This window comes from Pseudomonas cannabina, from assembly GCF_900100365.1.
Lineage (GTDB): Bacteria > Pseudomonadota > Gammaproteobacteria > Pseudomonadales > Pseudomonadaceae > Aquipseudomonas > Aquipseudomonas cannabina.
The window spans coordinates 5,049,681-5,068,193 of the sequence record NZ_FNKU01000001.1 but is presented as its reverse complement, the minus strand read 5'-3'; the positions used below and the strand labels follow the sequence as shown (position 1 = coordinate 5,068,193).

18 protein-coding genes are annotated in these 18,513 nt (G+C 59.5%); 14 read left to right on the top strand and 4 right to left on the bottom strand.

Going from position 1 to position 18,513, the window contains the following annotated elements; all coding sequences use genetic code 11:
* Positions 1–296 precede the first annotated feature (296 nt).
* Positions 297–701, bottom strand: a complete 405-nt coding sequence (locus BLT55_RS23955; RefSeq protein WP_055000076.1) for an NINE protein — start codon at positions 699–701, stop codon at positions 297–299.
* Positions 702–951: 250 nt separating this feature from the next.
* Here BLT55_RS23955 and BLT55_RS23950 point away from each other — a divergent pair, with 250 nt between their 5' ends.
* Positions 952–1,626: a C40 family peptidase gene (locus tag BLT55_RS23950; protein ID WP_055000077.1), complete on the top strand. Its 675-nt coding sequence runs from the start codon at positions 952–954 to the stop codon at positions 1,624–1,626.
* Between the two features lie 79 nt (positions 1,627–1,705).
* Here the strand turns inward: BLT55_RS23950 and BLT55_RS23945 are convergent, their stop codons facing one another.
* Positions 1,706–2,740 carry a type IV pilus twitching motility protein PilT gene (locus tag BLT55_RS23945; RefSeq protein ID WP_007252041.1) on the bottom strand — a complete coding sequence of 345 codons (1,035 nt, stop codon included), beginning with the start codon at positions 2,738–2,740 and terminating at the stop codon, positions 1,706–1,708.
* A gap of 55 nt (positions 2,741–2,795) precedes the next feature.
* Between BLT55_RS23945 and BLT55_RS23940 the strand changes: the two genes are divergently transcribed.
* The 8 genes from BLT55_RS23940 (at position 2,796) to BLT55_RS23905 (ending at position 9,080) form a co-directional block, all read left to right on the top strand.
* Positions 2,796–3,482: a YggS family pyridoxal phosphate-dependent enzyme gene (locus tag BLT55_RS23940; protein WP_055000078.1), complete on the top strand. Its 687-nt coding sequence runs from the start codon at positions 2,796–2,798 to the stop codon at positions 3,480–3,482.
* Between the two features lie 37 nt (positions 3,483–3,519).
* On the top strand, positions 3,520–4,338 hold the full coding sequence (gene proC, locus BLT55_RS23935; RefSeq protein ID WP_007252043.1) for a pyrroline-5-carboxylate reductase: 819 nt from the start codon (positions 3,520–3,522) through the stop codon (positions 4,336–4,338).
* A 25-nt stretch (positions 4,339–4,363) separates the two neighbouring features.
* Complete coding sequence (locus tag BLT55_RS23930; RefSeq protein WP_007252044.1) at positions 4,364–4,954, top strand: YggT family protein; 591 nt, start codon at positions 4,364–4,366, stop codon at positions 4,952–4,954.
* A gap of 187 nt (positions 4,955–5,141) precedes the next feature.
* On the top strand, positions 5,142–6,281 hold the full coding sequence (gene metX, locus BLT55_RS23925; protein ID WP_055000079.1) for a homoserine O-succinyltransferase MetX: 1,140 nt from the start codon (positions 5,142–5,144) through the stop codon (positions 6,279–6,281).
* A 7-nt stretch (positions 6,282–6,288) separates the two neighbouring features.
* Positions 6,289–6,909 (top strand): methionine biosynthesis protein MetW, encoded by a 621-nt coding sequence (gene metW / locus BLT55_RS23920; RefSeq protein WP_055000080.1) that lies wholly within the window; start codon positions 6,289–6,291, stop codon positions 6,907–6,909.
* A gap of 30 nt (positions 6,910–6,939) precedes the next feature.
* On the top strand, positions 6,940–7,536 hold the full coding sequence (rdgB, locus tag BLT55_RS23915; RefSeq protein WP_055000082.1) for an RdgB/HAM1 family non-canonical purine NTP pyrophosphatase: 597 nt from the start codon (positions 6,940–6,942) through the stop codon (positions 7,534–7,536).
* A complete protein-coding gene (hemW, locus tag BLT55_RS23910) occupies positions 7,533–8,747 on the top strand; it encodes a radical SAM family heme chaperone HemW (RefSeq protein ID WP_055000081.1) in 1,215 nt (404 codons plus the stop codon). The genes rdgB and hemW overlap by 4 nt, the downstream gene beginning before the upstream one ends.
* A 9-nt stretch (positions 8,748–8,756) precedes the next feature.
* Positions 8,757–9,080 carry a DUF3392 domain-containing protein gene (locus tag BLT55_RS23905; protein ID WP_005888321.1) on the top strand — a complete coding sequence of 108 codons (324 nt, stop codon included), beginning with the start codon at positions 8,757–8,759 and terminating at the stop codon, positions 9,078–9,080.
* A gap of 102 nt (positions 9,081–9,182) precedes the next feature.
* On the opposite strand, the gene BLT55_RS31160 is transcribed toward BLT55_RS23905, so the two are convergent.
* Together BLT55_RS31160 and ilvD are read right to left on the bottom strand one after the other, a co-directional pair.
* Positions 9,183–10,462, bottom strand: a protein-coding gene (locus BLT55_RS31160; protein ID WP_208601290.1) for an IS3 family transposase whose coding sequence is annotated in 2 segments (ribosomal slippage) — positions 9,183–10,072 and positions 10,072–10,462 — 1,281 coding nt in all. Because the reading frame shifts where the segments join, the coding sequence is not laid out codon by codon here.
* Positions 10,463–10,485: 23 nt separating this feature from the next.
* Positions 10,486–12,333, bottom strand: coding sequence for a dihydroxy-acid dehydratase (gene ilvD / locus BLT55_RS23890; RefSeq protein WP_007252823.1), 1,848 nt, complete (start codon positions 12,331–12,333; stop codon positions 10,486–10,488).
* Between the two features lie 337 nt (positions 12,334–12,670).
* On the opposite strand from ilvD, the gene alaC reads away from it, so the two are divergent.
* The 5 genes from alaC (at position 12,671) to phaC (ending at position 18,506) form a co-directional block, all read left to right on the top strand.
* Positions 12,671–13,876 (top strand): alanine transaminase, encoded by a 1,206-nt coding sequence (gene alaC / locus BLT55_RS23885; protein WP_055000579.1) that lies wholly within the window; start codon positions 12,671–12,673, stop codon positions 13,874–13,876.
* Positions 13,877–14,212: 336 nt separating this feature from the next.
* On the top strand, positions 14,213–14,743 hold the full coding sequence (gene hslV, locus BLT55_RS23880; RefSeq protein WP_003392345.1) for an ATP-dependent protease subunit HslV: 531 nt from the start codon (positions 14,213–14,215) through the stop codon (positions 14,741–14,743).
* Between the two features lie 66 nt (positions 14,744–14,809).
* Positions 14,810–16,147, top strand: a complete 1,338-nt coding sequence (hslU, locus tag BLT55_RS23875; RefSeq protein ID WP_055000580.1) for an ATP-dependent protease ATPase subunit HslU — start codon at positions 14,810–14,812, stop codon at positions 16,145–16,147.
* A 105-nt stretch (positions 16,148–16,252) separates the two neighbouring features.
* On the top strand, positions 16,253–16,624 hold the full coding sequence (locus BLT55_RS23870; RefSeq protein WP_007252826.1) for a gamma-butyrobetaine hydroxylase family protein: 372 nt from the start codon (positions 16,253–16,255) through the stop codon (positions 16,622–16,624).
* Positions 16,625–16,826: 202 nt separating this feature from the next.
* A complete protein-coding gene (gene phaC, locus BLT55_RS23865) occupies positions 16,827–18,506 on the top strand; it encodes a class II poly(R)-hydroxyalkanoic acid synthase (protein ID WP_055000581.1) in 1,680 nt (559 codons plus the stop codon).
* The last annotated feature ends 7 nt before the right edge of the window (positions 18,507–18,513 follow it).

The following is an 18,513-nucleotide window of genomic DNA, read 5'->3' as shown; positions in this document are numbered from 1 at the left end:
CTACGGTGGACAAGGCTTGTGTAGGAGCGAACCGGGCGACGCTTTGCTTGTTCGCGAAGACGGTGTTTCAGTCGATGCATTCTCGGCGATCATAAAGACCCCTTCGCGAACAAGTTCGCTCCCACGCCCTGCGGGCAGAGGCCCGAATGATGGGGCTTTTGTAGGAGCGGACTTGTCCGCGAACTGCCGGGAACCGGCAGCAAAACCGGCCGCCTCGGTTCACCAGACACAGCTGAGTGATCGGTTTCAGGGGTGGTTTAAAGACAGTTGTTCCTACATCCGCCCCTGAGCAAGCCTCACCCGCGCTGGGCGTTCTTCATCGAGATCTGGTCGTTCATTGTCCAGAAGTCATACAGGATGCCCATCAGAAACAACCCGCCGGTAAACAGGTAGATCACGCCGGTGATCCACTTGCCCTGGTACATGCGGTGGACGCCGAACAGGCCGAGGAAGGTCAGCAGCACCCACGCCACGCTGTAATCGGTGGCGCCCGGTGTGAAGCGCAGGTCGGCCTCGCGGTCCATCGACGGGATCAGGAACAGGTCAATCAGCCAGCCTATGCCGAACAGGCCAAAGGTGAAGAACCAGATAGTCCCGGTTACCGGCTTGCCGTAGTAGAAACGATGCGCCCCGAGAAACCCGAAAATCCACATCAGGTACCCCATCACCTTGCTGTGTGTGTCAGATCGATAGCCGTTCATTTTTACCCTCTTTGCGCTGATAGAAAAAAATACATAACAAATTTGTGACTTGGTTTCGCCATTCCGACGTATGGCAATCGAGGCAGTTTTTCGCCGCCAAACCCTTGTCGCTAAAGAGATTAGCGGCAAAAAAGAAAGAGTCTGTCGCATAAAACGTAACGATGCCAGTGTGACGCACTCGACAAATGGGGTCAGATTTTTCAAAAAAGCTGTTATAAAGTTGCGCGCTGACCACTATGAGCCTTGCCAAATGCGTCCTTTTTTCAAGACATGGCTAACCATTTGCCTGTTTATGCCACTGGCCGCCCACGCCACCAATCGTGAGCAACAACTTCCTGCGAGCTTCACGGGCTACACCGCCAAAAGTCATTCTTCACCGGCATTCGCGACTCGCAACGCACCTCAGGAAGCCACCACTACCCGCATCCAGACTGACAGCACGCGCCCCCTGCAGAAGCCGCTGTCACGCAAGAACGCCAACAAGGCTGCCTTGCAGGCCTCTGTCCCGGCCAAACAGGGCAATGCGGTTGTAAAACGCGCCTTGCAGGCTGTCGGGACGCCTTATCGCTGGGGCGGCACCACACCCGGCAAAGGGCTGGATTGCAGCGGTCTGGTCAAATACGCCTACACGGACGTGCGTGAAGTCGATCTGCCGCGCACCTCCAATGCGATGGCCCAAGGCCATGGTCAGACGGTGGATCGCAAGGACCTGATACCGGGTGATCTGCTGTTCTTCAATATCAAAAGCCGCAACATCAACCATGTCGCCATTTACCTGGGCGACAACAAGTTCGTTCATGCGCCGCGCCATGGCAAGGCCGTGACTGTCGATACGCTGAACAAACCGTACTGGAACAGTCACTACAAGATCGCCAAGCGCGTGTTGCCAAAGCAGCCTGGGCAGATGCGCGTCGTCCAGCGCTGATTGCCTGATCGGGCTCACAGCCAAAAAAGGGGGCCCTGAATTCGTTCAGGGCCCCTTTTTTCATTGCGGCTGGCTTCAGTCAGAAATTATCCGGCACCTTGGCCCGCTCGCGTGCGCTTTCGCGGGTGATCAGGCCTTTCTTGACCAGATCAGCCAGGCACATGTCCAGCGTCTGCATGCCCACCGAGCCGCCGGTCTGGATTGACGAATACATCTGCGCCACCTTGTCCTCGCGAATCAGGTTACGAATCGCCGGGGTGCCCATCATGATTTCATGCGCTGCCACGCGCCCGCCGCCGACCTTCTTGAGCAGCGCCTGGGAGACCACGGCGTGCAGCGATTCAGACAGCATTGAACGAATCATCGATTTCTCCTGGGCCGGGAAGACGTCCACGATCCGGTCGATGGTCTTCGCCGCCGAGGTGGTGTGCAGCGTGCCGAACACCAGGTGACCGGTTTCCGCCGCAGTCAGCGCCAGACGAATGGTTTCCAGATCGCGCATCTCGCCGACCAGAATCACGTCCGGGTCCTCGCGCAAAGCCGAGCGCAGTGCTTCCGAGAAGCCCAGTGTGTCGCGGTGCACCTCGCGCTGGTTGACCAGGCATTTCTTGGACTCGTGAACGAATTCGATCGGGTCTTCAATGGTCAGGATATGGTGATGCTTGTTGCAATTGAGGTAGTCGATCATCGCCGCGAGGGTCGTCGACTTGCCTGAGCCGGTCGGCCCGGTGACCAGAATCAGCCCCCGCGCCACGTCGGTAATCTTCCGAAACACACTGCCCATGCCCAAATCTTCCATGCTCAGGATTTTCGACGGAATGGTCCGGAATACCGCGCCGGCACCGCGATTCTGGTTGAACGCGTTGACCCGGAACCGCGCCACACCAGGCACTTCGAAGGAAAAATCGGTTTCTAGGCGCTCTTCGAAATCCTGACGCTGCTTGTCGTTCATGATGTCGTAGATCAGCGCCTTGACCTCCTTCGCGTCCAGCGGGGGCAGGTTAATGCGCCGCACATCGCCGTCGACGCGGATCATCGGCGGCAGACCTGCAGAGAGGTGCAAGTCCGACGCGCCCTGTTTGGCACTGAAGGCCAGCAGCTCGGTAATATCCATACAGCTCCTCAATCACATAGAATGCCGCAGACCTTAGCCTGACTGGCGCAAATCAATGTCCACGATAGCAGCGAACATTTCAACGCTCGAACAGCGAATTCGCGACGCCGCCCTCGCAGCTGACCGCGACCCGGCGTCCATCGGCCTGCTGGCGGTGAGTAAAACCAAGCCTGCCAGCGACCTGCGTGAAGCTTACACCGCAGGCCTGCGCGACTTTGGCGAAAATTATTTGCAGGAAGCGTTGGCAAAACAGGCAGAACTGAGCGACCTGCCCTTGTGCTGGCACTTCATCGGCCCCATTCAATCGAACAAGACGCGCGCTATCGCCGAGAACTTCGCTTGGGTGCATTCAGTGGACCGCCTGAAAATCGCGCAACGCCTGTCCGAACAGCGCCCCGAGGGGCTTGAGCCGTTGAATATCTGCATTCAGGTGAATGTCAGCGGTGAAGCCAGCAAGTCGGGCTGTACGCCTCAGGACCTGCCGGATCTGGCCGCCGCCATCAGCGCCCTGCCGCACTTGAAGCTGCGCGGGCTGATGGCGATTCCCGAGCCGACGGATGATCCGCTCGAACAGGCGGCGTCGTTTGCCGCTGTGCGCACCTTGCAGGCGCAGTTGGGCTTGCCGCTCGACACACTGTCCATGGGCATGAGCCACGACCTGGAAGCCGCCATCGCACAAGGCGCAACCTGGGTGCGCATCGGCACTGCCCTTTTTGGCGCCCGCGACTACGGGCAGCCGTAACGTTGCACACACTGAATCTGCATACAGGGAACCTGTCATGAGCAAGACTCGTATCGCCTTTGTCGGCGCCGGAAACATGGCTGCCAGCCTGATCGGCGGCCTGCGCGCGCAAGGCGTCGAAGCGTCACTGATCTGCGCCAGCGCGCCGGGCGCCGAAACCCGCGAGCGGATTGCCACCGAGCACGGCATCAAGGTATTCGCGGACAATGCCGAAGCCGTCAAAGGCGCCGACGTCGTGGTGCTGGCAGTTAAACCGCAGATGATGAAAAGCGTCTGCCAGGCGCTGAAATCCAGCCTTGAGCCTGATCAGTTGATCGTATCGGTTGCGGCCGGGATCACCTGCGCCAGCCTGACCCAATGGCTGGGCGAGCGGCCCGTCGTGCGCTGCATGCCCAATACCCCATCATTGCTGCGTCAGGGTGCCAGCGGGCTGTACGCGACCCACAACGTGTCGCCAGCGCAACATGAGCAGGCCGAGCAGTTGTTGTCGGCAGTCGGCGTGGCGGTCTGGGTCGAGCAGGAAAAACAGGTGGATGCGGTCACGGCAGTGTCCGGCAGCGGTCCTGCGTATTTCTTTTTGCTGATGGAAGCGATGACGGCCGCAGGCGTGAAGCTGGGTCTGCCGGAAGACATCGCCAGAAAACTCACCCTGCAAACCGCGCTGGGCTCGGCCTTGATGGCCTCTGGCAGTGAGTTGGTTGCAGGAGAATTGCGTCGCCGTGTGACCTCGCCGGGCGGGACCACGGAAGCTGCGATCAAGGCATTCCAGGCAGGCGGTTTTGAACAGCTGGTGGAAACCGCGCTGAGCGCCGCCGATCACCGTGCAGCCGAACTGGCTGAACAACTGGGCAAATAATTTAGGCTTTCTCTGGAGCAGATTGATGATCGGATTGAACACCGCTGCAATTTACGTCCTGCAAACGCTCGGCAGTCTGTACCTGCTGATCGTCCTGATGCGCTTCGTGCTGCAACTGGTACGGGCCAATTTCTACAACCCGCTGTGCCAGTTCATCGTGCGCGCCACGCAACCGCTGCTCAAGCCACTGCGCCGTATCATTCCCAGCCTGTTCGGGCTGGACATGTCGTCGCTGGTGCTGGCGATCATCGTACAGATGATCCTGATGGCACTGACCTTGTTGCTGATGTTCGGCACCACTGGCGACCCGTTGCACTTGTTGCTCTGGTCGATCATCGGCGTGACCGCGCTGTTCCTGAAGATCTTCTTCTTTGCCCTGATCATCAGCGTGATCCTGTCGTGGGTCGCCCCGGCCAGCCACAACCCTGGCGCAGAACTGGTCAACCAGATCTGCGAACCCGCGCTGGCGCCGTTCCGCAAGATCGTCCCGAATCTGGGCGGCCTGGATATCTCGCCGATCCTCGCGTTCCTGGTGCTCAAACTGCTGGATATGCTGGTCATCAACAACCTGGCTGCCATGAGCGGCATGCCGGATGTGTTGCGGTTGTTGATGTAAACGTATATCTCGCTCTCACGCTCAGCGCTAGACACAAGTTTGCTTTTGATTCTGGCCGAAGGCCGTGGGAGCGGACTTGTCCGCGAAGGCGTTCAACTATCGTGCCGTTGATTTGCACAACATCCCTTATTGCCGCTGCACCCCGCGGTCTTTAGACTTACGCCTCATTCACGCGAGAGCAGGGTCGATGCCCACGGTATTCCCCCACGATTCTGTCGGACTGGTCACACCGCAAACGGCGCATTTCAGCGAGCCTCTGGCGCTGGCCTGTGGTCGTTCGTTGCCAGCCTATGACCTGATTTACGAAACCTACGGTCAGCTCAACGCTGCACGCAGCAATGCCGTGCTGATCTGCCATGCGCTGTCCGGGCATCATCATGCCGCTGGCTTTCACAGCGCCGATGACCGCAAACCCGGCTGGTGGGACAGTTGCATCGGCCCCGGCAAACCGGTCGACACCAACAAATTCTTCGTCGTCAGCCTCAACAATCTGGGCGGCTGCAATGGCTCCACCGGCCCGAGCAGCATCGACCCGGACACCGGCAAGCCGTTTGGAGCCAACTTTCCGGTCGTGACCGTGGAAGACTGGGTCAACAGTCAGGCCCGGCTGGCCGATGTGCTGGGTATCGAGCAATGGGCCGCGGTGATCGGTGGCAGCCTGGGCGGCATGCAGGCGCTGCAATGGACCATCAGCTACCCGGACCGCGTGCGTCACTGCCTGGCAATTGCCTCGGCTCCCAAGCTCTCGGCGCAGAACATCGCCTTCAACGAAGTGGCACGTCAGGCGATTCTCACCGACCCGGAATTCCACGGCGGTTCGTTCCAGGAGCGCGGCGTGATTCCCAAGCGCGGGCTGATGCTGGCGCGGATGGTCGGGCACATCACCTACCTGTCGGATGACTCGATGGGCGAGAAATTCGGCCGTGGCCTGAAGAGCGAGAAGCTCAACTACGATTTCCACAGCGTCGAGTTTCAGGTCGAAAGCTACCTGCGTTATCAGGGTGAAGAGTTTTCCGGGCGTTTCGACGCCAATACCTACCTGTTGATGACCAAAGCGCTGGATTACTTCGACCCGGCCGCCAACTTCAACGACGATCTGGCCAAGACATTCGCCAACGCCACCGCCAAATTCTGCGTGATGTCGTTCACCACCGACTGGCGCTTCTCGCCGGCTCGCTCGCGAGAACTGGTGGACGCGCTGATGGCGGCCCGCAAGGACGTCTGCTACCTGGAAATCGACGCGCCTCAAGGGCACGACGCCTTCCTGATCCCGATTCCGCGCTACTTGCAGGCTTTCGGTAATTACATGAACCGAATTTCGTTGTGAGGACGTCATGAGAGCCGATCTGGAAATCATCCAGGAATGGATTCCCGCAGGCAGCCGCGTGCTCGATCTGGGCTGCGGCAACGGCGAATTGCTGACCTGGCTGCGTGATAACAAGCAAGTCACCGGCTACGGGCTGGAAAACGACGCGGCGAACATCGCCGAATGCGTGGCCAAAGGCATCAATGTCATCGAACAGGACCTCGACAAGGGGCTGGGCAATTTTGCCAGCAACAGCTTCGACGTGGTGGTCATGACCCAAGCCCTGCAAGCCGTGCATTACCCGGACAGAATTCTCGACGAAATGCTGCGCGTCGGTCGCCAGTGCATCATCACCTTCCCGAACTTCGGCCACTGGCGCTGCCGCTGGTATCTGGCCAGCAAAGGGCGCATGCCGGTGTCCGAGTTCCTGCCTTACACCTGGTACAACACGCCGAACATTCACTTTTGCACCTTCGGCGACTTCGAAGAGCTGTGCCGCGAACGCGATGCAAAAGTGCTCGACAGGCTGGCGGTCGATCAGCAACACCGTCACGGCTGGGCCAGCAAGCTGTGGCCCAACCTGCTGGGCGAAATCGGCATCTATCGGGTCACCAGCCCGGGGCTGACCGATCACCAGATTGCCGTTTAACCGATCGTTTTCATGCACCACCACAGGCCAATCATGAACCTCACCCAACTCGTACTGGCCAGCCACAACGGCGGCAAACTCAAGGAACTCCAGGCCATGCTCGGCGGCAGCGTGACGCTGCGCTCGGTCAGCGAATTCAGCCTGGTCGAACCGGAAGAGACCGGTCTGTCGTTCGTCGAGAACGCGATCCTCAAGGCGCGCAACGCTTCGCGCCTCTCCGGGCTGCCTGCGCTGGCCGACGACTCGGGGCTGGCGGTGGACTTTCTCGGCGGCGCGCCGGGCATCTATTCCGCACGCTACGCCGATGGCAAAGGTGACGCGGCCAACAACACCAAGCTGCTGGAGGCGCTCAAAGACGTGCCGGACGAGCAACGTGGCGCGCAGTTCGTTTGTGTACTGGCGTTGGTAAGGCATGCTGACGATCCGCTGCCGATCCTCTGTGAAGGCCTGTGGCACGGGCGCATTCTGCACGCTGCCAGCGGCGAACACGGCTTTGGCTACGACCCGTTGTTCTGGGTGCCGGAGCGTGACTGCTCCAGCGCCGAACTGGGCCCGAGCGAGAAAAACCAGCTCTGCCATCGCGCCCGCGCCATGGTTCTGTTGCGCGAACGCCTGGGTCTGCAATGACCGACGACTCGCCTGCGCAGCCGCTGTTTCTCGGCGAGAGCGGCTTCTCGTCAGAGGGCCCGCGCCCTGCGCTGCCGAACCTGCCACCGCTGTCGCTGTACATCCATATCCCGTGGTGCGTGCGCAAATGCCCGTACTGCGACTTCAATTCGCACACGGCAAGCCCCGTGCTGCCGGAGCAGGAATACGTCGACGCGCTGCTCGCCGACCTGGACCTTGACCTGCCGCACGTCTACGGCCGCGAACTGCAATCGATCTTCTTCGGTGGCGGCACGCCGAGCCTGTTCAGCGCCGACGCGCTGGGCCGCTTGCTGCGAGGCGTCGAACAGCGCATTCGCTTTGCCAGCGACATCGAAATCACGCTGGAAGCCAACCCCGGCACCTTCGAACAGGCCAAGTTCAGCGCCTATCGCGGTCTGGGGATCAATCGGCTGTCCATCGGCATTCAGAGCTTTCAGGAATCCAAACTCAAGGCGCTGGGCCGCATCCACAACGGCGACGAGGCGATTCGCGCCGCCGACATGGCGCGCCAGGCCGGTTTCGACAACTTCAACCTTGACCTGATGCACGGCCTGCCGGACCAGTCCCAGGATGAAGCGCTGGATGACCTGCGTCAGGCCATCGCCCTCGCGCCGACGCACCTGTCCTGGTATCAACTGACGCTGGAACCCAACACCGTCTTCTGGAACCAGCCGCCGGTTTTGCCTGAAGACGACATTCTTTGGGATATTCAGGAAACCGGACAGCAATTGCTGGCCACTCAGGGTTACGCGCAGTACGAAGTGTCGGCCTATGCGCAATCCGGTAAACCGGCGCGGCATAACCTCAACTACTGGGCGTTCGGTGATTTCATCGGCATCGGCGCGGGCGCACACGGCAAGTTGAGCCATCCGGACGGGCGCATTATTCGTACCTGGAAAACCCGCTTGCCGAAGGATTACCTGAACCCGGACAAACCGTTTCAGGCCGGTTCAAAGCTGTTGCCGCTGGACGAATTGCCGTTTGAATTTCTGATGAACGCATTACGACTGACAAATGGTGTGGACGCTGCGTTATTTCGGGAAAGGACGGGTCTAAGCCTCGATTCGCTCGCCGAGGCACGCAGGCAAGCCGAACAAAAAGGCCTGCTGCATGAAGATCCGGCACGCCTGATCGCGACGCCGCAAGGCCAGCTGTTCCTCAATGACTTGCTGCAATACTTTCTGATCTAAGGACCCTGCATGGATTTCGTACTCGACTTGCTCGCCACCGTTTCGCGCTGGAGTCGCAGCAATCTTTCGGAAATCGCCCTGGCACTGGTGGGCTGCCTGCTGGTGCTGTTCGGCGCAGACATCAAAGGCTGGATCGAACAGCGCATCAGCAGCATGACCGGCGCCCTGCGCATCCCGCTCATCGCCCTGCTCTGCGCGGTCGGCAGCGGCGCGGCATTGATCTACGCCACGCCTTGGGTAGTGCGCGGCCTCAGCCAGTTCAACAACTACAGCCTGGCGCCGGTGCTGTTGGTAGTGCTGGTGTTGATCGGGGTGATTGCGGACCGCAAGTAATCGCTCCGTTCGCAATCACCACAGCGTAAAACCATCGGGAAACAAAAAGCCCGGCATCTCTGCCGGGCTTTTGTGTGTAGCGTGTCTAGTCCTGAAATAGGTTTACACCTGTTTCACGCTCAAAAACGCCCGATGCACCGCGTCGGGCGTTTTGTATTTCAGGGATAGGTGCGGTCGCTCCCCATTATAGATCTGCACCGATTCATCCACCATTTTCACTGCATCTGCCAAGTCTTTAGGCCGATGGAGTAGAAACTCGGTCTTCAAAATTCCGTTTATTCGCTCGGCCATAGCGTTCTGGTAACAGTCATAGCCATCAGTCATCGAGCACCGGATTTCATGCCTGGTATGCAGACGTTGGTAGAGGTCGGAACAGTACTGGGCACCGCGATCTGAATGATGAATCAGCATCTGATCGGTTTTTCGCTCTCCTACCGCTTTTTCCAGTGCCTTTATCACCGACTGTGTATGCAGGCTCTCATGCACATGATGACCAACAATCTTGCGTGAGTACGCATCTGTCACAAGGCTCACATAGGCCACGCTTTCCTGTGTAGGCAGATAGGTGATGTCTGCAACCCAGACCTGTTCGGGTCCATTGGCCACGACTTGTTCAGGACCTGCTTTGAGCAGGTTGGGGTGGCGGCGAAAGCGATGATGACTATGAGTGGTCTTGTGATAAGCCCGTTTGCGCGGAACCAGCTCGCGCGCATCACGAAGGATGGTAAACAGACGGTCTCTACCCACGCACAACGACGCAGGAGCTTCGACGCTCATCAAGTAGTGCAGCTTGCGCGTTCCCAGCCTGGGCTGGCGACGCCGCTTTTCCAGGACGAAGTCCACCACCTCTTGGTCTTGGCGGACCTTCGCGTCAAAAGCGCGATTACGCTTGTAATACGCTTGACGCGAAATACCCATGAACAGGCAAGCCCTGGTAATGCTCAGGTCTTGGATTTGCCCTTGCGAGAGGACTTGCCGGGTCGCTTTTTTACGATGGAAACACCGTAGTCATTTTTCAAGACGTTCACGACAGCTTCAAAGAACTGGGCCTTCTGATTGCTCAGCACCAGCTGTTCTTCAAGCTCTTTAATCCGCTGCTCAGGTGTCGGCGGGAGTGTTGGCTCGGTCATGGACCTGTTCCTCGGCTCTCGAATTGATGCGCCTTGGCTCCAATCCTGTCGACCGTGCTTTCGTAACCAGACCAGCACCGTCGACCGGCCTTGGATGCCATAGCGTCGCTGGGCTTCTTTATAACTCAACTCGCCTTTTTCAACCTGATCTACGACCGATAATTTAAAGGCTAGCGTGTAATCGCGCTGGCTGCGCCTTTGCCCGAATTCATTGAGTCCTCCTGAGGAAAGGTCAGAAGGTGTAAACCTTATTCAGGACGGGACAGCGGTACGGATCAAGGCACCAGTTTGTCCAGCAACGCCTTGTCACGCACAGCACCCTTGTCGGCGCTGGTCGCCAGCAGGGCGTAGGCCTTAAGTGCGGTGGTCACTTTGCGTGGACGCGACTCGACCGGCTTCCAGCCTTTTTTGTCCTGTTCGGCGCGACGCTCGGCCATCTCGGCGTCGTCGATCAGCAGGTTGATCGAGCGATTCGGAATGTCGATCAGCACCTTGTCGCCATCGCGGACCAGACCAATCGCACCACCCGCCGCAGCTTCCGGCGAGGCGTGGCCGATGGACAGACCGGACGTACCGCCCGAGAAACGGCCATCGGTGAGCAACGCACAGTCTTTACCCAGCCCTTTGGACTTCAGGTACGAAGTCGGGTAGAGCATTTCCTGCATGCCCGGACCGCCTTTCGGACCTTCGTAACGAATGATGACGATGTCGCCCGCCTTCACTTCGTCAGCGAGAATCCCGCGCACGGCGCTGTCCTGGCTTTCGAAGATCTTCGCGTTGCCTTCGAAAACATGGATCGACTCGTCGACACCGGCGGTTTTCACCACGCAGCCATCCAGCGCGATATTGCCGTACAGCACGGCCAGGCCACCTTCCTGCGAATAGGCATGTTCGACGCTGCGGATGCAACCGTTTTCACGGTCGTCATCCAGGCTTTCCCAACGGGTCGACTGGCTGAACGCGGTCTGCGTCGGAATACCGGCCGGGCCGGCCTTGAAGAAGGTATGCACCGCTTCGTCGTCAGTCTGGGTGATGTCCCATTTGGCGATGCCTTCGGCCAGGGTCTTGCTGTGCACGGTCGGCAGGTCGGTGTGCAGCAGGCCGCCACGGGCCAGCTCGCCGAGGATACTGAAGATCCCGCCCGCGCGGTGCACGTCTTCCATGTGGTACTTCTGGATGTTCGGCGCGACTTTGCACAGCTGCGGAACCTTGCGTGACAGACGGTCGATGTGGCGCAGGTCGAAGTCGATCTCGGCTTCCTGAGCAGCCGCCAGCAGGTGCAGGATGGTGTTGGTCGAGCCGCCCATGGCGATGTCCAGCGTCATGGCGTTTTCGAATGCCTTGAAGTTGGCGATGTTGCGCGGCAACACCGAATCATCGTTTTCCTTGTAGTACTGCCGGCACAGGTCAACGATGGTGCGGCCAGCCTGCAGGAACAGTTGCTCGCGATCGCTGTGGGTGGCGAGTGCCGAACCGTTGCCCGGCAAGGCCAGGCCCAGCGCTTCGGTCAGGCAGTTCATCGAGTTGGCGGTGAACATGCCCGAGCAGGAACCGCACGTCGGGCAGGCGCTGCGCTCATACTCGGCGACTTTTTCGTCGCTGGCGGTGGAGTCGGCAGCGATGACCATTGCGTCGACCAGGTCCAGGCCGTGGCTGGCCAGTTTGGTCTTGCCCGCTTCCATCGGCCCGCCAGACACGAAGACCACCGGGATATTCAGGCGCAGGGCCGCCATCAGCATGCCGGGGGTGATCTTGTCGCAGTTGGAAATGCACACGATGGCGTCGGCGCAATGCGCGTTGACCATGTATTCCACGGAGTCGGCAATGATCTCGCGGCTTGGCAGCGAATAGAGCATGCCGTCGTGGCCCATGGCGATGCCGTCGTCGACCGCGATGGTGTTGAATTCCTTGGCCACGCCACCGGCGCGTTCGACTTCACGAGCGACCAACTGGCCCATGTCCTTGAGGTGGACGTGGCCCGGTACGAACTGGGTGAAAGAGTTGGCGATGGCGATGATCGGTTTCTTGAAATCTTCGTCTTTCATGCCCGTGGCGCGCCACAGGGCACGGGCGCCGGCCATGTTGCGGCCGTGGGTAGACGTTTTCGAGCGGTAATCAGGCATTGGAGCACTCCGGCAAAAATAAGGCTGATCAGGAAGGGAGTGAGCTTCTATTGACGTCGCGGGCGTGCGGCAGTGACCGCAGGCAGCGAAGAAACCGAACGCCACGGGATCACCGTGCACTCGGCCTGAGCTCATAAACCCGCCGGGGATGATTGGCGATGAATAGCGCCGATTCTACACCGCTGGGTCATTCGATGGGGTCCGAATATCGCCACCGGTAATACGCTGTAAATCGCAGTGGACAAAATGCAGGGCGCGCCTTTATCTTCTTCCCCAGGCCGCCTCATGTGGCCGCGTCGCTCGGACGGTTCCGGGCGCTTACGTTTGCGAGATAACCATGGCCGACCAAGGTTCGCCGCGCCGCTTTGCGCGCATCGATCGACTCCCCCCTTACGTGTTCAACATCACCGCCGAGCTGAAAATGGTTGCTCGCCGTCGTGGTGAGGACATTATCGACTTGAGCATGGGCAACCCCGACGGGCCGACGCCGCCGCACATCGTCGAAAAACTGGTCACCGTCGCCCAGCGCGAAGACACCCACGGTTACTCCACTTCGCGCGGGATTCCACGCCTGCGCCGGGCCATTTCCAACTGGTACAAGAAGCGCTACGAGGTCGATATCGACCCCGAAAGCGAAGCCATCGTCACCATCGGTTCCAAGGAAGGCCTGGCGCATCTGATGCTCGCCACGCTGGATCAGGGCGATACGGTGCTGGTGCCGAACCCGAGCTACCCGATCCACATCTATGGTGCCGTGATTGCCGGCGCCCAGGTGCGGTCGGTGCCGCTGGTGCCGGGCGTGGATTTCTTCGCTGAACTGGAAAAAGCCATTCGCGGCTCGATCCCCAAGCCAAAGATGATGATTCTCGGCTTCCCGTCGAACCCGACCGCGCAATGCGTGGAGCTGGATTTCTTCGAGCGCGTGGTGGCGCTGGCCAAGCAGTACGACGTGCTGGTGGTGCATGACCTGGCGTATGCCGACATTGTCTACGACGGCTGGAAAGCCCCGTCGATCATGCAGGTGCCGGGCGCCAAGGACATTGCGGTCGAGTTCTTCACCCTGTCCAAGAGCTATAACATGGCGGGCTGGCGGATTGGCTTCATGGTCGGCAACCCGGAACTGGTCAGCGCACTGGGCCGTATCAAGAGTTATCACGACTACGGCACGTTTACGCCACTGCAGGTCGCCGCCATTGCGGCGCTGGAGGGGGATCAGCAATGCGTACTCGACATCGCCGAACAGTATCGTCAGCGCCGCAACGTGCTGGTCAAGGGCCTGCATGAGCTGGGCTGGATGGTCGAAAACCCCAAGGCATCAATGTATGTCTGGGCAAAGATCCCCGAGACTTACGCGCACTTGGGCTCGCTGGAGTTCGCCAAGAAACTGCTGGCCGAGGCCAAGGTTTGTGTTTCACCAGGTGTCGGCTTTGGTGAATACGGCGACGATCACGTGCGTTTCGCGCTGATCGAAAACCAGGACCGCATCCGCCAGGCCGTGCGCGGAATACGCACCATGTTCCGCGCGGACGAGAAGCTCAAGTAGCAAAATGTGGATGAGGCCGGATGCAGCTTCTGCCCGCAGGGCGCGGAAGCTTCAGGAGGTTACGACGGCTGCGATGGGCTGCGAAGCGGCCCTGAAACAGGCTACATTCTGATGCACCATGTGCGCCGGTTTTACTGTCGGTTCCCGACAGATCGCGGACAAGTCCGCTCCCACATCCCATCAATCGCGGACAAGCGAAAAGGCAGGTATGTTCTACAAAAATGTATCGGCTCATTCTGCATCCCGACTTCCAGCCTCAAGGTTGAAATCCCCACCCCCACCCCCATATGAGTTTGCATCAGGGCATTTTCGCCCCGCAGTGTGGAGATTCTCCCCTTGACCACCATCGTATCAGTGCGCCGTCACGGCAAAGTCGTCATGGCTGGCGACGGCCAGGTTTCCCTGGGCAACACCGTCATGAAAGGCAACGCCAAGAAGGTGCGCCGCCTGTATCACGGTGAAGTGATCGCCGGATTCGCTGGCGCGACCGCCGATGCATTCACGCTGTTCGAGCGTTTTGAGGCCCAGCTGGAAAAACACCAGGGGCATCTGGTTCGCGCAGCTGTCGAACTGGCCAAGGACTGGCGTACCGATCGCTCGTTGAGCCGTCTTGAAGCCATGCTGGCGGTTGCCAACAAGGACGCCTCGCTGATCATCACCGGCAATGGTGACGTCGTCGAACCCGAGGATGGCCTGATCGCCATGGGTTCCGGCGGAGCATTCGCTCAGGCTGCCGCGCGCGCCCTGCTGCTCAAGACCGATCTGTCAGCCCGCGAAATCGCCGAAACTTCATTGCATATCGCCGGCGATATCTGCGTGTTCACCAACCATAACATCACCATTGAGGAGCAGGACCTCGCTGGCTAAGCCCTTGCCGGGCCGCACGCGTTGCGGCCCCATCGGCTTTGCTGTGCCAGAGGCCCGTGAATAACCATGTCCATGACTCCCCGCGAAATCGTCCACGAACTTAACCGCCATATCATAGGCCAGGACGATGCCAAGCGCGCCGTCGCCATTGCTCTGCGTAATCGCTGGCGGCGCATGCAGTTGCCCGAAGAACTGCGCGTCGAAGTGACGCCCAAGAACATCCTGATGATCGGCCCGACCGGTGTCGGCAAAACCGAAATCGCCCGTCGCCTGGCCAAACTCGCCAACGCGCCGTTCATCAAAGTCGAAGCGACCAAGTTTACCGAAGTGGGCTATGTGGGTCGCGATGTAGAGTCAATCATCCGCGATCTGGCTGATGCAGCGATCAAGCTCCTGCGCGAGCAGGAAATCGTCAAAGTCCGGCACCGCGCTGAAGATGCGGCCGAAGAACGCATCCTCGATGCCCTGTTGCCGCCTGCGCGCGTGGGTTTCAACGAAGACCCGGTACAGAGCAGCGATTCCAATACGCGTCAGCTGTTCCGCAAGCGCCTGCGCGAAGGCCAGCTGGATGATAAGGAAATCGAGATCGACATCAATGAGACCGTAGGTGTCGATATTTCCGCGCCGCCCGGCATGGAAGAAATGACCAATCAGTTGCAAAGCCTGTTTGCCAACATGGGCAAGGGCAAGACCAAGAGCCGCAAACTCAAGGTGAAGGAAGCGCTCAAGCTGGTGCGCGAAGAAGAAGCGGGGCGTCTGGTCAATGAAGAAGAGCTGAAAGCCAAGGCGCTGGAAGCGGTCGAACAGCACGGCATCGTGTTCATCGACGAGATCGATAAAGTCGCCAAGCGCGGCAATTCGGGCGGCGTCGATGTGTCGCGCGAGGGTGTACAGCGTGATTTGCTGCCGCTGATCGAAGGCTGCACCGTGAACACCAAGCTGGGCATGGTCAAGACCGACCACATCCTGTTCATCGCGTCCGGCGCGTTCCACCTGAGCAAGCCGAGCGACCTGGTGCCTGAGTTGCAAGGCCGCCTGCCGATCCGCGTCGAACTCAAAGCGTTGTCGCCGCAGGATTTCGAACGCATTCTCAGCGAGCCGCACGCGTCGCTCACCGAGCAGTATCGCGAACTGCTGAAAACCGAAGGCCTGCAGATCGAGTTCAAGCCGGAAGGCATCAAGCGCCTTGCCGAGATCGCCTGGCAGGTCAACGAGAAGACCGAAAACATCGGCGCTCGCCGCCTGCACACGCTGCTTGAGCGTCTGCTGGAGGAAGTCTCGTTCAGCGCAGGCGACCTGGCCATCAGCCCGGACGCAGCACCGATCGAAATCGACGCCGAATACGTCAACAGCCACTTGGGCGACCTGGCGGAAAACGAAGACCTGTCGCGCTATATTCTTTAAACATGAGCTGCAAGCTTCAAGCTGTAAGCTGCAAGAGGTCGTTTACTCCTGCAGCTTTTTTGCTTCTGCTTGAAGCTTGCAGCTTGAAACTTGAGGCTGTTACCCATGCTCCCCACCGCCATTCAGCTGCACAAAGCCTCCAGGACCCTGACCCTGAAATACGCGCCGGATGAGGAATATCACCTGCCTGCCGAGTTTCTGCGCGTGCATTCTCCGTCTGCCGAGGTTCAGGGGCATGGCAAGCCGATTCTGCAATTCGGCAAGTTGGGCGTCGGCCTGACCAAGGTCGAGCCTGCGGGTCAGTACGCGCTGAAGCTGACCTTCGACGATGGCCACGACAGCGGCCTGTTTACCTGGGATTACCTGTACCAATTGGCCAGACGCCAGGCTTCTCTGTGGGATGACTACTTGCAGGCGCTCGAGAAAGCCGGCAAATCCCGCGACCCTTCCGAGCACGTCATCAAGCTGATGCTCTGATCCTCGCAGCGGTCAATGATCGACGCTGCTTGCGATTTTCTGAAATCTCGCGTAACCAATAGGGTGTGGCAAGCGCCCGCGTCGGATTGATGCAAAAGCTGTCGGCAAGTCACACGAGCAGTAGTACCGGCTAACACGCCTGTGTCACTGGTTCACAGGCAAGGAATGTCAGTGTTCGTCTCAAGACAACGGAGCGTCGTAGATGAGTAACCCGAAAGACGATGACCTGCAACGACAGGCATCCGAGCACACCCTGGGCCTTAACCCGGTGGTGGGCCTGCAGCGCAAGGATCTGCTGAGCACCGCCCGCATGGTGCTGCGCCAGGCCTTCAAACAACCCATCCATAGCATCAGGCACGTTGCGCATCTGGGCGCCGAACTCAGAAGCGTGCTGTTCGGCAAGTCGGCCTTGCAACCGACCCCGGAAGATCGTCGTTTCAATGATCCGGCCTGGAGCCAGAACCCGCTGTATCGCCGCTATTTGCAGACGTACCTGGCTTGGCGCAAGGAACTGCATGACTGGATCGGCGGCAGTAGCCTCACCCCGCAGGACATCAGCCGCGCGCACTTCGTCATCAACCTGATGACCGAAGCCATGTCGCCGACCAATTCTGCCGTCAATCCGGCAGCCGTGAAGCGCTTTTTCGACACCGGCGGCAAAAGCCTGCTCGATGGTTTGTCGAACCTGGCCAAAGACATGGTCAACAACGGCGGCATGCCGAGCCAGGTCAATATGGATGCCTTCGAGGTCGGCAAGAACCTGGGCATCACCGAAGGCTCGGTGGTGTTTCGTAACGAGGTGCTGGAGCTGATTCAGTACACGCCGATCACCGAACAGGTCCACGAGCGTCCGCTGCTGGTGATCCCGCCGCAGATCAATAAGTTTTACGTTTTCGACCTGAGCCCGGAAAAGAGCCTGGCGCGGTTTTGCCTGCGCAGTAACGTGCAGACGTTCATCATCAGTTGGCGCAACCCGACCAAGGTGCAACGTGAATGGGGGCTGTCGACCTACATCGAGGCGCTCAAGGAAGCGGTCGATGTGGTGCTGGCGATCACTGGCAGCAAAGAGATCAACATGCTCGGTGCCTGCTCGGGCGGCATCACCTGCACGGCGCTGCTGGGGCATTACGCCGCGCGGGGCGAAAAGAAGGTCAATGCCATGACGCTGCTGGTCAGCGTGCTCGATACCACGCTGGACACCGAAGTCGCGTTGTTCGTCGACGAGCAGACGCTGGAAAGCGCCAAGCGCCACTCCTATCAGGCCGGCGTGCTGGAAGGCCGCGACATGGCCAAGGTGTTCGCCTGGATGCGCCCCAACGATCTGATCTGGAATTACTGGGTCAACAATTACCTGCTGGGCAACGAGCCGCCGGTGTTCGACATCCTGTTCTGGAACAACGACACCACGCGCCTGCCCGCCGCGTTTCATGGCGATCTGATCGAGATGTTCAAGAACAACCCGCTGACCCGCGCCAATGCGCTGGAGGTCTGCGGCACGCCCATCGACCTCAAGCAGGTCACTGCCGATGTGTTCTGTCTGGCGGGCACCAACGACCACATCACGCCGTGGGCATCCTGTTACAAGTCGGCGCGCCTGTTTGGCGGCAAGACGGAATTCGTGCTGTCCAGCAGCGGCCATATCCAGAGCATTCTCAACCCGCCGGGCAACCCCAAGTCGCGCTACATGACTCACGACGAGCTGCCTGAAGATCCGGCGGTCTGGCAGGAAAACGCCACTAAGCACACGGATTCCTGGTGGCTGCACTGGCAAGACTGGCTGGCCGCGCGCTCGGGCAAACTGAAAAAGGCCCCGACCGCGCTCGGCAACAAGGCATTCCCGCCAGCCCAGGCAGCGCCCGGAACCTACGTTCACGAACGTTAGGCTCAAG

Coding starts and splice junctions, on each gene's coding strand:
- BLT55_RS23955 (WP_055000076.1), bottom strand. CDS start 701: ATGAACGGCTATCGATCTGACACACACAGCAAGGTGATGGGGTACCTG.
- BLT55_RS23950 (WP_055000077.1), top strand. CDS start 952: ATGCGTCCTTTTTTCAAGACATGGCTAACCATTTGCCTGTTTATGCCA.
- BLT55_RS23945 (WP_007252041.1), bottom strand. CDS start 2,740: ATGGATATTACCGAGCTGCTGGCCTTCAGTGCCAAACAGGGCGCGTCG.
- BLT55_RS23940 (WP_055000078.1), top strand. CDS start 2,796: ATGTCCACGATAGCAGCGAACATTTCAACGCTCGAACAGCGAATTCGC.
- proC (WP_007252043.1), top strand. CDS start 3,520: ATGAGCAAGACTCGTATCGCCTTTGTCGGCGCCGGAAACATGGCTGCC.
- BLT55_RS23930 (WP_007252044.1), top strand. CDS start 4,364: ATGATCGGATTGAACACCGCTGCAATTTACGTCCTGCAAACGCTCGGC.
- metX (WP_055000079.1), top strand. CDS start 5,142: ATGCCCACGGTATTCCCCCACGATTCTGTCGGACTGGTCACACCGCAA.
- metW (WP_055000080.1), top strand. CDS start 6,289: ATGAGAGCCGATCTGGAAATCATCCAGGAATGGATTCCCGCAGGCAGC.
- hemW (WP_055000081.1), top strand. CDS start 7,533: ATGACCGACGACTCGCCTGCGCAGCCGCTGTTTCTCGGCGAGAGCGGC.
- BLT55_RS23905 (WP_005888321.1), top strand. CDS start 8,757: ATGGATTTCGTACTCGACTTGCTCGCCACCGTTTCGCGCTGGAGTCGC.
- ilvD (WP_007252823.1), bottom strand. CDS start 12,333: ATGCCTGATTACCGCTCGAAAACGTCTACCCACGGCCGCAACATGGCC.
- alaC (WP_055000579.1), top strand. CDS start 12,671: ATGGCCGACCAAGGTTCGCCGCGCCGCTTTGCGCGCATCGATCGACTC.
- hslU (WP_055000580.1), top strand. CDS start 14,810: ATGTCCATGACTCCCCGCGAAATCGTCCACGAACTTAACCGCCATATC.
- BLT55_RS23870 (WP_007252826.1), top strand. CDS start 16,253: ATGCTCCCCACCGCCATTCAGCTGCACAAAGCCTCCAGGACCCTGACC.
- phaC (WP_055000581.1), top strand. CDS start 16,827: ATGAGTAACCCGAAAGACGATGACCTGCAACGACAGGCATCCGAGCAC.